9 protein-coding genes are annotated in these 15,392 nt (G+C 62.6%); all 9 read left to right on the top strand.

The features are described from left to right. Nucleotides 1–307 precede the first annotated feature (307 nt). The 9 genes from mnxG to ACMXYH_RS19640 all read left to right on the top strand — a co-directional run bounded on the left by mnxG (nt 308) and on the right by ACMXYH_RS19640 (nt 15,392). Nucleotides 308–6,118, top strand: a complete 5,811-nt coding sequence (gene mnxG / locus ACMXYH_RS19680; protein ID WP_415764567.1) for a manganese-oxidizing multicopper oxidase MnxG — start codon at nt 308–310, stop codon at nt 6,116–6,118. A 156-nt stretch (nt 6,119–6,274) separates the two neighbouring features. After that, on the top strand, nt 6,275–8,227 hold the full coding sequence (locus tag ACMXYH_RS19675; protein WP_415764566.1) for a YncE family protein: 1,953 nt from the start codon (nt 6,275–6,277) through the stop codon (nt 8,225–8,227). Between the two features lie 12 nt (nt 8,228–8,239). Next, nucleotides 8,240–8,896, top strand: coding sequence for an SCO family protein (locus ACMXYH_RS19670; RefSeq protein ID WP_415764565.1), 657 nt, complete (start codon nt 8,240–8,242; stop codon nt 8,894–8,896). Beyond that, nucleotides 8,893–9,531, top strand: coding sequence for an SCO family protein (locus tag ACMXYH_RS19665; RefSeq protein WP_415764564.1), 639 nt, complete (start codon nt 8,893–8,895; stop codon nt 9,529–9,531). The genes ACMXYH_RS19670 and ACMXYH_RS19665 overlap by 4 nt, the downstream gene beginning before the upstream one ends. Before the next feature lie 9 nt (nt 9,532–9,540). Further along, entirely contained in the window at nt 9,541–11,091 is a 1,551-nt protein-coding gene (locus ACMXYH_RS19660) for a cytochrome c/ABC transporter substrate-binding protein (protein WP_415764563.1), read from the top strand. A 15-nt stretch (nt 11,092–11,106) separates the two neighbouring features. Beyond that, on the top strand, nt 11,107–12,060 hold the full coding sequence (locus ACMXYH_RS19655) for a peptidylprolyl isomerase (protein ID WP_415764562.1): 954 nt from the start codon (nt 11,107–11,109) through the stop codon (nt 12,058–12,060). A 223-nt stretch (nt 12,061–12,283) separates the two neighbouring features. Continuing rightward, the gene (locus ACMXYH_RS19650) at nt 12,284–12,817 is read left to right on the top strand and encodes a response regulator (RefSeq protein ID WP_129443222.1); all 534 of its coding nucleotides are present in this window, start codon (nt 12,284–12,286) and stop codon (nt 12,815–12,817) included. Nucleotides 12,818–12,901: 84 nt separating this feature from the next. Next, on the top strand, nt 12,902–14,608 hold the full coding sequence (locus tag ACMXYH_RS19645; protein WP_415764561.1) for a GspE/PulE family protein: 1,707 nt from the start codon (nt 12,902–12,904) through the stop codon (nt 14,606–14,608). Continuing rightward, on the top strand, nt 14,589–15,392 hold the full coding sequence (locus ACMXYH_RS19640; protein WP_415764560.1) for a hypothetical protein: 804 nt from the start codon (nt 14,589–14,591) through the stop codon (nt 15,390–15,392). The genes ACMXYH_RS19645 and ACMXYH_RS19640 overlap by 20 nt, the downstream gene beginning before the upstream one ends.

The following is a 15,392-nucleotide window of genomic DNA, read 5'->3' as shown; positions in this document are numbered from 1 at the left end:
GCAGCTGCCGAGCCTGTGAGGCTGCGTTCGGCTGCGGAGCAGTCGTGAATTCAGACGACGCGGTGTTTCAGCAATTCCTCGCGTTCAGGTTTTACGACTGCTCCGCAGCCGAACGCAGCCTCGCAGGCTCGGCAGCTGCTACAAGGCCCCGCCCGGAAAGTGGGGAATGGGTGGGGAATATCCCCCGAGTTGTTAAGTCGTTTATGTAACCGTTTGAAAAATAACTAAATTATTTATGGCATGCGGATTGCTCAAGGGGATTTGTCGAGACTTATTCCTAATGAGTACCACAGCGAGGCCCGTGATCATGACCGGCATACCCTACGCTCCGTCCTTGTTAAATCTGCTGCTGTTGGTGGCATCGATGCTGGGCATCGAGCTGGTCGAAGCGGCCGTGCGCTGCGAGCGCAATCTGGTGGCCAACGTCGTGGCCTTGGATCAGCCGCTGATGTTCAACCGTCTCGGCGCGCAAAACGTCAACGGCATGATGTTCGCCCTGCGCCGCGATGTAGTCGATGACCACGAGATGTCCCTGGCCCAGGGCGGGACGGCGGTGCCGGGCAAAGTCTCGCTGCGGCCCGACAAGCGTCCGCGTCCACTGGTACTGCGCGTCGCTGCCGGTGACTGCCTGACCATCAACTTGCAGAACTTGCTCGCCTACCAGGCCAACCCCGGCAGCCATGAAAACGGGGAGGAGGGTGAGATTGAGGGCGAAGTCGCCATCGGCAACGTAGACCAATTCAAGGTCGATGAGCAGGTCACCGACCGCCACGTCGGCTTCCAGGTCAACGGTATGCAAGCGGTCAACAGCATCGACGACATTGCGTCCTATACCGGACGAAACGCCAATACCTTGATTGCCCCCGGCGCCACCCGTTCCTACACCTTGTACGCCGAGCGCGAAGGGGCGTTTGCCGCCAGCAGCCGCGGCGCGACCTTCGGGGGTGAAGGGGATGCAGGCAACGTGGCCAACGGACTGTTCGGCCAAGTGGTGGTGGTGCCCAAGGGCGGCCGCACCTATCGCAACACCGTGACCGAAGAAGAGATGCGCCTGGCCAGCGTCGGCCGCACCCCGGCCGGTCAACCGATTGTCAATTACCAGGCGCGCTACCTGCAGCGTGAACCGTGGATACGTGAAGGCAAGGCCGGCGCGCCGATCATCAACATGGTCGACGGCAATGAAATCATTTCCAGCGAGAGCGACGCGATCGTGATGGGCAGCAACGCCGACGGCAGCTTCCCGCCTTCGACCTATCCGCTGGAAGCCATTGGAAAACGCAACCCGGCGATCCCGAATCGTCTGGAACCGTTCCGCGATTTCGCCTCGCAGTTCCAGGATGAAACCGCCGCGACCCAGGCGTTCCCCGCTTACTGGGCGGATCCGGTGATGGCCCACGTACTGGAGCCGACTCGCGACTCGTTCATGATCAACTATGGCTCCGGCGGCATGGGCGCCGAAGTGGTCGCCAACCGTTTGAGTGTCGGGCCGATGCACGATTGCCTGTCCTGCGCCTATGAAGAATTCTTCCTCAGCTCCCACACCGTCGGCGATGTGGCGATGCTGGTGGACGTGCCGGCCAACGCCGGCCTGGAAAATATTCGTCCCGGTGAAACGCCGAGCGCCGATCAGATCGGGGTCAAGGCGAGCATGGCGCTGTACCCGTCCGAGCCGTCCAACGTCAACCACAGCTATATCGGCGACTTCATCAAATTCCGCAACACCCACAACGGTCACGAGCAGCACATTTTCCACCTGCACGGGCACCAGTGGTTGTTCAACCCCAACGACGACAACTCAGACTATGTGGACGCCCAAGGCATCGGTCCGGGCGCCGGTTACACCTACGAAATCGCCAACGGTGGGTCGGGCAACCGCAACCGGGTCGCGGGCGATGCGATCTATCACTGCCACTTCTATCCGCACTTTGCCCAAGGCATGTGGAGCATGTGGCGGGTGCATGACGTGTTCGAAGAAGGCACCAAACTCGAGGTGTCCCAACAAGGTGCCGACGGGTATCACAGCGAACCTTATGCACTGCGCAGCGGTAAACCAGCGGCAGGCGCCCGCGCCTTGCCCGATGGCGAGATCGTTGCCGGTACACCGATTCCAGCGGTCGTGCCGCTGCCAGGCAAAGCCATGGCGCCGATGCCGGGCAAAGTCGCGGTCGTGCCGAAAATCGGCGAAACCCTTGTGGCCGGTGGCGACGACGAAGGTGATGATGACGGCGAGCATCATGGCGGTAACGGCGGCGCTCAGGCCATCGGTTCCCTGGCTCTGGTGGATCGCAGTGAAGCCAACCGCAATGCTGACGGCAGCCTGAAAAACCCTGGCTATCCGTTCTGGATCGGCGGCATGGAAAGCTCGGTCGGCCAACGCCCACCGACCCCACCCTTGGACATGCTCGACGCTGCCAAGGCGCAGGCCTTGAAAACCAGCGGCAACGCCTTGTGGGCCAATCTCGACCCGGCTCAGTCCGGTGGCTGGGACGGCGGCCTGGGGCGCCATTCTCTGGACGGTTTCTCCTCCGGTGGCCGGGCACACACCATTACCACGTCTCTGGATTTCTCCAAGGAAGTGACACGCGCCAAGCCCATTTACATGCCGGAAGAAGGCACCGAAATCGAACAGGCGGCCATGGCGTTCCACGCCAGAAAAGACCACCCAAGCTTCGCCGTGCTGCCCGGTAATCAAATCGTGGCGCGCAGCTTCCGCACCAACGGCGCCTTGCCGATCGCGGGCGCACCGTATTACGAACCGTGCATGGATGACCGGCAAAAACGCCTGACCAGTAGCGCCGGCACCGGCGAGTTCAACAGCGGTGAGCGGGTTGGCATGTCCTTCAGCGGTTCCTCGACGTTCACCGCCGACCGTCCACGGGTCTATAAAGCCGCGAACATTCAGTTCGATGCGGTCTACAACAAAGTCGGTTACCACTTCCCGCAAGCGCGCATTCTCGCGCTGTGGGAAGACGCCTGGCCGGTGATCAACAAGCAGCGTCCGCCAGAACCTTTGGTGATGCGCATGAACACCTTCGACTGCGTGCAGTACCAGCAAACCAACCTGGTGCCGGCCACTTATGAAATGGACGACTATCAGGTGCGCACGCCGACCGACGTGATCGGCCAGCACATTCACCTGCCGAAATGGGACCTGACGGCTGCCGACGGTTCGGCCAACGGCTGGAACTACGAAGACGGCGTACTTTCCCCCGGTGCAGTGCAAGAACGCATCCACGCCATTCGCGAGTTCAACCAGTGCCAAGGCACCGATCCTCGTGATGGCACGCCGGCCTGCCCGAAAGCGAAGGCTCACCCGTTCTTCGGCCAATACGGCCGGGCCGACTGGGTTGGCGCGCGCACGGCGATGCAGCGCTGGTTTGTCGATCCGGTGGTGAACGCCAAAGGCGTCGACCGTGGCCTGGGAACCATTTTCACCCACGACCACCTTGGCCCATCGACTCACCAACAGATCGGTCTGTACGCCACCGTGTTGGCAGAACCGGCCGGTTCGACCTGGTTCCACGCCGAAACCGGCGAGCCGTTGTACAGCGGCGCGCGGCAGGACGGCGGACCCACTTCGTGGCAAGCGGTGGTGTCCACCGGTGACCTGGACGGCGACGGCAAGAACGACAGCTTCCGTGAGTTCTTCCTCGAATACAGCGACTTCCAGCACGCCTATGAAGCCGGTGTGTACGTGGGCGCCGGTCCTAACGGCGTGCCTAATCCGCAAGCCTTCCCGGCCACGGCTGACAGCTTCCGCTACGCGATCAACCCACCGGTGCGAAAAGAAGCCGAGACCCTGCTTGAACAGGTGGTCGAAGCCCGCGGTGGACTGATGCCCGGTTGCCCAAGCCGGCCATGCCCACAAGCTATCTCGGTCGATGACCCTGGCATGTTCGTGGTCAATTACCGCAACGAACCGCTGGCCCTGCGGGTGTACGACCCGAACAAGGTCGGCCCGGACGGCAAGCGTGGTATGCAGGCCGACGGCCTCGGCGGCGACCTGGCGTACGCCATGCAAAGCCGTACCGACCGCGCCATCCCGGCGATGAACCTGGCGCCGAACCTGGTGACTGCAGCCACCGGCCCAACCGGCGGCACCACGCTGTTCCCGCCACACATCAACCGTGGCGGCGCCGAACCGGGTGACCCGTTCACTCCGATGCTGCGCACCTACACCGGGGACAACGTCCGGTTGCGGGTGCATGCCGGTGGTCACGAAGAAGAGCACAACGTGACCCTGCACGGCGTGAAGTGGCTGCAAAGCGGTTCCGGTTATGGCAACAGCTCCAACTCCGGCTGGCGCTCGTCGCAGATGCTCGGGATCTCCGAGCAGATGGGCTTCAATGCGCCGGTGTCGATGATCTCCAGCGCGGCCGCGACCACCGGGGATTACCTGTACTCGATGGACGCCTCCCTGGAAGGTTACTGGAGCGGGATCTGGGGCGTGATGCGCAACTACACGGCCCAGCGCAGCGACCTGTTCGCGCTGCCGAACAACGCGAAACCGGCCGGTATGCGCAACACCGTGGCATTCGATGGCATCTGCCCACGGTACGGCGCCAACCCTAACGGCATCGGCACCCGGCCGACGCCACAACGCAACTATGAAGTGGTCGCGGCGCTGGCCAACGACATCCTGGGCAATCCGCTGAACCTGTCGATGGCCGATCCGGCCGGTATCGGGCAACACGTCGGCGGGGCGTTGAAGCCGGCGGGCGGCACCCTGGTGTACAACTCGCGGGCAGTGAGCATTCCTCAGGTCACGGTGACCGACCCTGTGGAGGGGACCTTCACCATCGGCGGGCAAAGCGGGCCATTGCATGACCCGACGGCGATCCTTTATGTGCGCAAGGGCGACCTCGATCCGATCACCGGCAAGCTCAAACCCGGTGTGCCTGTCGAACCGCTGGTGCTGCGTGCGGCGGCCGGTGACTGCATCAACATCACGCTGGAAAACCGTCTGCCCATGGTGATGCCGGATCTGACTCAGACGGCTTCGGTAATGGGCATGGTCAAGCGTGACCGCAACGATGGCGAGGGCTCGACCACCTTCAGCAATAACCTGATGCGGCCGTCCAGCACGGTGGGCCTGCACGCACAACTGCTGGCGTACGACATCACCAAATCCGACGGGACCAACGTCGGCACCAACCCGACCCAGACCGTGCCGCCGCGTGTTGGCAATGTTGGGGCGTACCCGACGCGGACCTATCAGTACTACGCCGGGCACCTGGAGCGTGAAGGCAAACCGGTCACGCAACTGGGCCGCAGTGTCGACAACATCAACGCCACGGCGGTGGAATTCGGCGGGCTGAATTTCACCCCGGCGGACGTCATCAAGCAGCCGCAAAAAGGCCTTGGCGGTGCGATGAGCATCCTGCCGATCGGCGCCACCTGGGTTGACGATGCACGCAAAGTATCGGCGACGGTCACCGCACCTGGGCAAACCACCTACCGCGATTTTACGATGGTCTGGCAGAAGGCGTTGAACATGCGCTGGGCCAATGGTCGTCCGGTGGAAGGTATTGCCTCGGAGGCCGGTGTACCGACCGATCCGCAGGACAACTCGAGCATGGCCATCAACTACAAGACCGAGCCGATGTGGTTCCGCTTCGGTCTGCCACCGGATGCGCCGTTCGGCCACGCCGACGGTCATGGTTACGGCGACGTGCCTAATGCGCACATGGCCTTCAGCAATGCGCTGGTGGGGGGCGATCCGCAAACGCCGGTGCTGTATGTGAAACCGGGGCAACCGTTCCGCACGCACATTCTGATGCCGACCGGTGGCAGCCGTGGCTCGACCTTCCAACTGGATGGTCACGTCTGGTCGGTCAACCCGTTCCAGTCGGAGAAGAGCGATACCAGTGGCTATCCAATGAGTACACCAGGGGTGGGTTCGGTGCGGTTCGGCTACAACCCGATGTCGATGTACATCGGCGCCCACGAAAGCATCTTGCCGGCGGCGCACTTCAGCTTCATGCACCCGAGCGCCGGGGGCAGCAATGCAATACCGGGCGACTACCTGTTCCGAGACTACGGCGCTTACGGCAACACCGCCGGGCTTTGGGGATTGCTGCGGGTGACCAACGAACCTGAACCGGCTCCGGTTCCGTAGGGCAGGGAAATAACGCAATACCTGTGGGAGCGAGCTCGCTCGCGATGAGGCCAGCACATTCAACATTGATGTCGACTGTCAGACCGCTATCGCGAGCAAGCTCGCTCCCACAGGGGCGCGTTACGGCAGGCTCAGATTAGAAAGGAGAGAGACGATATGAACAGGACCATCATAGTGGCCGCTTGGGCGCTGGTTTTAGGGTTGGCGCTGATCGGGCTGGGGGTATGGCGTGCGTCGCAGCCGATTATGCTCAGCGACGTCGCACTGCCGAAGACCTGGAGCAAAAACACGCTTGAGCGTGACGGGGTGTCGGTGGCGCTCGAGGTGCGGCCGCTGGCGCAGGACGGCGTGCTGCGCGAGGGTGTATTCGCCGACGTGCGCTTTCGGGTCACCGACAGCGCTTCGGGTCAGCCACTGTCGGGTGTCGCCCCCGGTGCCTGGCTCGATCCGGAAACCGTCGCCGCCGACCAGGCCCAGGGCCGCGAACACAGCTGCAAATCCCGGGTCGGGGTGTTTCTGAAATCGAGCATCGGCGCGCGACCGTTGCTCGATCTGAACAGCTACTTCCTGCTGGTGATGAACCGCGATGCCAGCGTCTCGGTGGTCGACCCGTCGGTGTCGGTGGGCGGCATCACCAGCACGATGGCGCGGATCGACATCAAGCAACCGCCGATGGATTGGGTCACGCCCCGTGACAACAAACGGGTGTTCGTCTCGATGCCAACCGCCGATGAGATTGCGGTGATCGACAGCGAGCAATTCAAGTTGATCGACTCGGTGGCTGCCGGCAGCAACCCGGTACGACTGGCATTGCAACCGGATGAGCGTCTGCTGTGGGTCGGCAACAACGCGAAATCGCCCGAGGCGTCCGGGGTGACAGTGATCGACACGCGCAGCCTCAAGACGCTCAAACACCTGGCCACCGGTGCCGGGCATCACGAAATCGCTTTCAGCAAGGACAGTCGTTTTGCTTTCGTCACCAACCGCGATGACGGGACGGTGAGCCTCATCGACATCGCCAGCCTGACCATCAGCAAGCAACTCAAGACCGGCTCGCACCCGTTGTCCGTGGCGTACTCGCCGCTGTCCCAGGCGGTGTATGTCGCCGATGGCAAGGACGGCACGGTGACCGTGGTCGACACGACCAGCCTCGCAGTCCGGCAGGTGATCAAGATGAAACAGGGCCTGGGCCCGATGGGTTTTAGCGCTGACGGTCGTTTCGGCATCGTGCTCAACACCCTGGAGAATCAGGCCTCGGTTATCGATGCGGCCACCGACTCGTTGATCCATGAACTGGACGTGTCCGCCGAGCCCTATCAAGTGGTGTTCACCAAGGCCTACGCCTACATTCGCGGACTGGCCTCGGCCAAGGTCACGATGATCAATCTGTCGTCCTTGGGTGAAGGCCGCACGCCGATCAGCCAGGGCTTCGAAGCGGGGCCTCAGGCGCCACGGCTGGCCGGTGACCTGCCGCTGGCATCGAGCCTGGCGGTGTCGCGGGACGACAACGCGGTGTTTGTGGTCAACCCGGTGGACAACACCACCTACTTCTACGCCGAAGGCATGAACGCGCCGATGTCCGGCTACCCCAATCGTGGGCAAGTGGCGCGGGCGGCGATGGTCATCGACCGCAGCCTGCGCGAAGTCGAGCCGGGGCTGTACAGCGCCCGGATCAAACTGCCCGCCGCCGGACGTTTCGACGTGGCCTTCCTGCTGAACCAGCCGAACATCATCCATTGCTTCACGGCTTTGGTTGAGCCGGATAAAAACCTCACCCGGCACCCGGGTGTGCCGAAGGTGGAATTCATGCTCGACACGTCCACGGCCGCCCTCGGCAGTCCTTACGTGGTGCGTTTTCGCATCGTTCAGGGCAAGCAGAAGGCACAGCGCAGCGGGGTCAAGGACGTTCAGGTGCGCTACTTCCGGGCCCCGACGTCCCGGGTCCAGCAAGTCGCCGCGCTGGAAGTGGGCGACGGCGTTTATGAAGCCCCGGTGACCCTCGACCAGAACGGCGCCTGGTACCTGCACGTACGCGCGGCCTCGCTGGGCGCGAGTTTCGATGACAAGACTTTTGCCAGCGTTCGGGTCCTGCCCGGCGATGCCCACTAAAGGAGTTTCGACATGAACCGATTCGCACACCGTGGACTGCTGACGTTCTGTCTGCTGGCCGCCGGTATCGGCCAGGCCCTGGCCCACTCGGCGGATGAACACGCCGGTCACGAAATGCCGGCCAAAAGCGCCCGTTCGGAAAGCGCCCAGGTCAAGTTCGCCGACGTGGCGCTGGTGGACCAGAACGGCAAAGCGGTGCGCCTGGAAAAAGACCTGGTGACCAACAAGATTGTGGTCATGAGCTTCATCTACACCAGTTGCACCACGGTTTGCCCGGTGGTGTCGTCGATCATGGGCAAGGTGCAAAAACAGCTGGGTGCCCGGGTCGGCGGGGAGGTGCAAATGGTGTCGATCAGCATCGACCCGCAGCGCGATGACGCCAAACGCCTGAGCGACTACGCCCGCCACTTCCAGCACGGCCCGGGCTGGAGCTGGCTGACCGGCAGCTCGCAGTCGATCAACGAAACCCTCAAGGGACTGGGCACCTTCAGCGGGGACTTCAAAAACCATCAGCCACTGATTCTGGTGGGTGACGGCAACAGCCGCCACTGGACCCGCTATTACGGCTTCACCGACCCGACGGTGTTGGCCCGTGAAGTGGAGAAACTCAGCGGTCAGCGCAACGTCCACGCCAAGCACACGGCCATCGCGATGGAGCAGCAGCCATGAGAGCCCTCGACTGGATCTCCCTGACGGTTTGCTTTTGCCTGTTCAGTTCGCTGGCGTTCGCCCACGAAGGGCACGAAGAGCCGGCACCCGCGGTGGCCGTCGTTGCCGCACCGCCCGGCTTGGTTACGGGCACTGGCACCCGCGATGCGAAAACCTGGTTCACCGACACGCCGTTGCAGGACCAGAACGGCGAGATCCTGCGGTTCTACAGCGACGCGCTGCAGAACCGCGTGGTGCTGCTCAATGTGATTTTCACCCGTTGCAACGATGCCTGTCCGCTGATCACCCGCAAGCTCAAGGAAGTGCGTGAGTTGCTGGGCGACAAGGCGGGCGGCATCACTTTTATCTCCCTTACCAGTGATCCGCTGCGCGACACGCCAGCGGTACTCAAGGCTTACACCTTGAAGGAGGGCGTCGATGGCCCCCACTGGCTTTTTCTTACCGGCGACAAGGCACAGATGGACCTTGTATTGGGGCGCATCGGCCAGATCGTACCGACCCCCGAACAGCATTCAACACAACTGATAGTGGGTGACGTGGCCAATAAACGCTGGAGCAAAATCCGCCCCGATGCCCCGGCCGCCGCCATTGCCCAGCGCTTGCAGTTGCTGACAATGCCCGTGGCCGGTCGTTGAGCCCGCGCCATGAGAACTTCACTCGCTCTCGGCCTGCTACTGCTTGGCGGCCTGCATTTCGCCGCTGATGCGTTGCCGCTGAGCCCCAGCGAAAGCGCCGGCAAACGGCTGTATCGCGAGGGTGTGTCCGCGAGTGGCGAGCCGATCATGGCGCGGGTCGGGGCGGCGGACATACTGTTGCCCGCCACCAGCCTGCCGTGCGCCAACTGCCACGGCGCCGATGGCCTCGGGCGGCCCGAAGGCGGGGTGCGACCGCCGGATCTCAGCTGGTCGCGGCTCACCAGCACTTACGGCCAGCAGCAAATCAATGGCCGTAATTACCCGGCGTATACCGAAGGCACGTTGGCGCGGGCCATCCAGGAAGGGCGTGATCCGGGCAACAATCGGCTCGACCCGGCGATGCCGCGCTTCGTCCTGTCGATGAATGATCAGCGCAACCTCACGGCCTATCTCAAACGCGTGGCCGATGACCGCGACCCCGGCCTGACCCCCGACAGTCTGCACCTGGGCACCTTGTTGCCAAGCCAGGGGCCGTTGAGCGAGGAGGGCGCCACGGTGGCGGCGGTGCTCCGGGGCAGCGTGGCGCGAATCAACGAAGCGGGCGGGATTCATGGCCGGCAGTTGCGCCTGACCATCGTCGATCCGGGCCCGGACAGCGCCAGTGCCGAGCAGGCGCTGGATCAATTGATCGAGCAGGAACAGGTGTTCGCCCTGATCGCGCCGCTGGCGCCGGCACTGGACTCGGACCTGGCCGCGCGCCTGGAACGGGCCGGCATTCCGCTGATCGGACCGCTGTCATTGCTGGGCACGGCGCAGGCCAGTCGGCAGATTTTCGAACCGCTGCCGGGGTTGCGCGAGCAACTGATCGCCCTGGCCGATTACGCCACCGTTAATTTACGGGTGATCCAGGGGCCGACGCTGATCACTTACCCGGACGAGCCCAGTCAACGGTTGGCGGCGCAGAGCCTCGGCCAGTACTTGCAAGATCACGCCTGGCAACAGGTCAGTCTGAAAGCCTACGACTCGGCGCAAGACGAACTGCCACTGGGCTCGCGTTCGGTGTTTTACCTGGGCAGCGGCGGCGGTTTCAGTCGCCTCGCCGAGCGCTTGCAGGCGGCGGGGCAGGTGCCTTATCTGTTCGCTGCGTCGAACCAGGTGGCGGGTGATCTGTTGCAGGTGCCCAGGAATTTTTCCCGGCGGGTGTTTCTGGCTTATCCGTTTGTGCCCAGTGACTGGACGCTGGCCGGACGCCTGGCCCTGACCCAACTGCGCGAACGCCAGGGGCTCGGCGGTCAGCACGCGATGCTGCAAGTCGGCGCGTTCAGTTCGATGTTGCTGTTCAGCGAAGGCATGAAACAGGCCGGGCGCGACGCCAGCCGCGAGAAACTCATCAGTGCGCTGGAAGGCCTGCATGACTTCGATACCGGGCTGACCCCGCTGATCAGCTTCGGTCCTGGCCGCCGTCTCGGCTTGCGTGGCGCGCATATCGTCACCGTGGACTTGCCCGGCCAGCGCTTTTATCTGGTCGCGCCCTATAAACCCATTGCCGCTACACCCTGACTGGAGGTCTCGATCATGCCGCTCAAGACTCTGTTGCTCCTGCTCACGCTGTGGGTTCCCGTGGCGTTCTGCAGCAATGGCCCGGCCGCCGCGCGGGTCAATGGCGAGGTAATTTCCGCGTTTCGCCTGGAGCGTTATTTCGCCGAATACCTGGAGGATCAGGGCCGGGCGGTGGGCAGCATCCGCAACCCAAAGGCCTACAAGCAATTGCGTCAGGCGGCACTGACAGCCTTGATAGACAAAGAATTGCTGTGGCAAGAAGCCGTCAAGCGCGGAGTGGTGGTCAGTGCCGCTGTGGTGCAACGCCAGGTCGATCAGACCCGGCAGGCCATGGGCGGTGCCGATGTGTTCGCCCGGCGCCTGGAAGAGGCCGGTTTCGACGAAGTCGGTTACACCGAGTACACCCGCCGTGAGCTCGCGGCCCAGCAAGTGTTTGCCGACCTCACCCAGGTCGCCGGGCCTGACGAAAAACAGGTCCGTGCGTTCTATGAAGAGCATCGCGTCGAGATGAGCCGGCCGGAGCAAATCCAGGCACGGCACATCCTGATCAAAGTGCCTCAAGGCGCGGATGCCGCCGCAGTTGAAGCTGCCCGGCTACGCTTAGAGGAGATGCGGGTGAAAATCAGTGCGGGTGAGGATTTTGCCAGCGTGGCCCGGGCCGGTTCCGAAGATGCTTCTGCGAGCGAGGGCGGTGATCTGGGCTATTTCCCTCGTGGACGGATGATGCCTGAATTCGAAGCAGCGGCTTTTGCCCTGGCACCGGGGGCTGTCAGTACACCGGTGCGTACACCGCTGGGCTGGCATTTGATCTACGTGCAGAACCACTTGGAGGCGACCGATGTCTCAGAGGTGCAAGGGCTTGAAATGGTCCGGGCTTACCTTGCCCGACAGCAACAGGCTCATGCTCGTCTACAGGTTCTGGCGCAGCTGCGATCGAGCAATCGAATTGAACGGATTGACGATGATTGAAGGTTCCCCCCCAATAATGGGGAAAAGCTTCAAGACACCTCCGAGCGCTTCCCCCGCCTTTGGGGGACAGGGTTCCTGGACGAAATGGTTTTTTCATGAAAATCAACGACGTGCAACGGTAAAAAAACCGGCGCTCAGCCTGGCATGAAGTGTGCGTTAGCCTCAGTGAAGGCGCGTACTCCCAGGGCTGGAACATCGGACCTGCGGTTTCAAGGAGTCGACCTTGTTAAACAAAGTACTGGTTGTCGAAGACGAACAGCTCCTTGCCGAAAACCTCAAGGATTACCTTCAGGCGCAAGAGCTCGACGTCCGGATTGCACATGACGGTGTGACAGGTATCGGTGAAGCCGAACAGTTTGCACCCGATGTGATGGTGTTCGATTACCGCTTGCCCGACATGGAAGGCTTTGAGGTGCTCGATGCTGTCCGCCAGAACAGGAAGTGTCATTTTGTGCTGATTACCGGGCACCCAACCGCTGAAGTCTGTGAGCGGGCCCGGCAACTGGGAGTCAGCCATATCCTGTTCAAACCGTTTCCATTGGCGGAGTTGGCCCGAGCAGTCTGCGACCTTCTGGGGATGGAGCGCGAACCCAAAGCAGGCATGAGTAATTCGCAAGGTTTTGTCGAACGACGCCAGAGCAGGACCGAGAGTTTCCCGCTGCAGTTGTACGACGGCAGTTGGGTGCTGGCAGATCGTCGACGAAGTCTATCGACCTCCAAGGCACCAGGCGACGAACAATTGCTCACCGGGGAGTAGTGGCGCGACAAGACGTTCCGGCATCCGCCGCAATGGCCTGCCGCGTCGACAGGGCTCAAAGCCCCCGGCGTTGGAGAGCATGCCATGGACCGTCTATCCCTTGCCGTCGAACCGGTGCTGTTGGACTGTGTACCGTCTCGCTTTTCCAGTGAGCAACTGGCCCAGGCACGCTCCCTGGCCGCCAGTTCCGGCGAACGGGTACTGGAAGCCCTCGGGGGGTTGTGCGAACTGGCCCCCATGCCCTTCATCCAGAGCCTCGGCGCGACCCTGCATTATCCGGTGCTCGACACCGACAGCCTGTTCAAAGCCACTCCGGTGTTCGACCGGGTCACCCTGGCCCAATGCCTCAAACGCGAATTCATCCTGCTGCGTCACGACGATGCGGTCATCGGTGTGTTTGCCGACCCCTTCGATACCTCACGCCTGGCCTGGATCGACGACTGCCTGCACGGTGCGCCGCTGTACCTGGTGCATGCCGACGACCTGAAAGCCTACCTGGCTCGCCACGAAGAGAGCTTCCACGCCGTGGAGTCGCTCAACGCCCAGGCCGACGCCAATGTCGAAATCGATACCCTGCAAAGCCTGTCCCTGACCAGCATCAGCGAGGACGCCAGCGTCGTCGTCAAACTGGTCAACTCGACCCTCTACGACGCGCTGAAAATGCACGCCAGCGATATCCATCTGGGCACCACCGGCAGCGGCCTGGTGATCAAGTACCGGATCGATGGCGTGCTGAACAACATCAGCAAAATCCAGGGCAGCGAATTCGCCGAGCAAGTGATTTCCCGGGTCAAGGTCATGGCCGAACTGGACATCGGTGAAAAACGCGTGCCCCAGGACGGTCGCTTCAAGATCGGCATCAGCGGCCGGCAGATCGACTTTCGGGTGTCGATCATGCCGAGCATTTTCGGCGAAGACGCGGTGCTGCGGGTCCTCGACAAACAGGACCTGGCGGACAAGGTCTGCGGCGTGCAGTTGCAAGCCCTGGGCTTCGAAGAAGAAACCCTGCGCCATCTGCGTCGGCTGGCGGCCGAACCTTACGGCATGGTGCTGGTGACCGGCCCCACCGGTAGCGGCAAAACCACCACGCTGTACGCGATGATCAGCGAGATCAACCACGGCGTGGAAAAGATCATCACCATTGAAGACCCGGTGGAATACCAACTGCCGGGCGTGCTGCAAATCCCGGTCAACGAAAAGAAAGGCCTGACCTTCGCCCGTGGTTTGCGCTCGATCCTGCGCCATGACCCGGACAAGATCATGGTCGGTGAAATCCGCGACCCCGACACCGCGCAGATCGCCGTGCAATCGGCGCTCACCGGGCACCTGGTGTTCACCACCATTCACGCCAACAACGTGTTCGACGTGATCGGCCGGTTCACCCAGATGGAAATCGACCCTTACAGCCTGGTGTCGGCACTCAATGCGGTGCTGGCCCAGCGTTTGATCCGACTGGTCTGCTCCAGTTGCAGCGCGCCGGCTTACCCAACTGATGAAGAATTGCGCCTCTCCGGTCTCGATCCGCAACAGGTCGATCACTACCACTTCGTCCACGGCAAGGGCTGCGGCCATTGCCGGGGCACCGGTTACCGCGGGCGTACGGCGATTGCCGAACTGCTGCACCTCGACGACGAGCTGCGGCAAATGATCGTCGAACGCCAACCCATTTCGAAAATCAAGGCCCTGGCGTGCAGCCGAGGCTTGCGTCTGTTGCGCGAGTCGGCACTGGAGCTGGTTGCAGAGGGGCGGACCACGCTCGAGGAGATCAATCGTGTCACTTTTATCTCGTGATCGTTTTGTCGCCGTGCTCGGCGCCAGTGGTGTCGGGCTGGGCCAGCGCCGTGGCAGTGAAACCCTGTGGCTGGGCAGCGTCGGTTTTATCGATGAAGGCTTTCATGCCTGGACCGTGGCGCTGGAAACCCTCGACCGTCTGCTGGGCGAACACACCCGTCCCGGTGCCGAATTGAGTGTGGTGATCTCCGGGCACTTCAGCCGCTTCTGTCTGGTGCCCTGGAGCGAACAAATCAGCAGCCCTGCCGAATTGCTCGGCTTTGCCCAACTGTGTTTCGAAGACCTTTACGGCGTGCCGACGCAACCCTGGAACATGGTGCTGTCGGCCGAACCGGCGGGCTACGACCGGGTCGCCACCGCGCTGCCGCAGGACTTGCTGACGCATCTGCGCACGCTGGTCACGGGTCGTGGCCTGCGCCTGCGCTCGGTGCAGCCGTACCTGATGGCGGCGTTCAATCATTTCGATAAAAGCTTCGACGCCGGCGACTTCCTGTTCGTGGTCGCCGAGCCGGTGCGCAGTGTGTTGCTGCTGGCCCGGGAAGGGCGCTGGGCATCGGTGCGTTCGGTCGGCAGCAGCGACAGCGACGTCGCGTTGACCGCGTTGATCGGTCGTGAAAGCCAATTGCAGGCGTCCACCAGCGAGCGACCGCTGAATGTTTACCTGCACGCGCCGGCACGCATTGACTCGCACCCTGACGTACCCGGTGTGCACCTGCGCACACTCAAAGAAGGCCGGGCATCCGTACGCGATTGTTTGTACGTCATGTCCCGGGCGGTGGCCTGA

Origin of the sequence: Pseudomonas frigoris (genome assembly GCF_047758635.1) — a bacterium.
Classification (GTDB): domain Bacteria; phylum Pseudomonadota; class Gammaproteobacteria; order Pseudomonadales; family Pseudomonadaceae; genus Aquipseudomonas; species Aquipseudomonas frigoris.
This window is presented reverse-complemented; position numbering and strand designations above follow the sequence as displayed.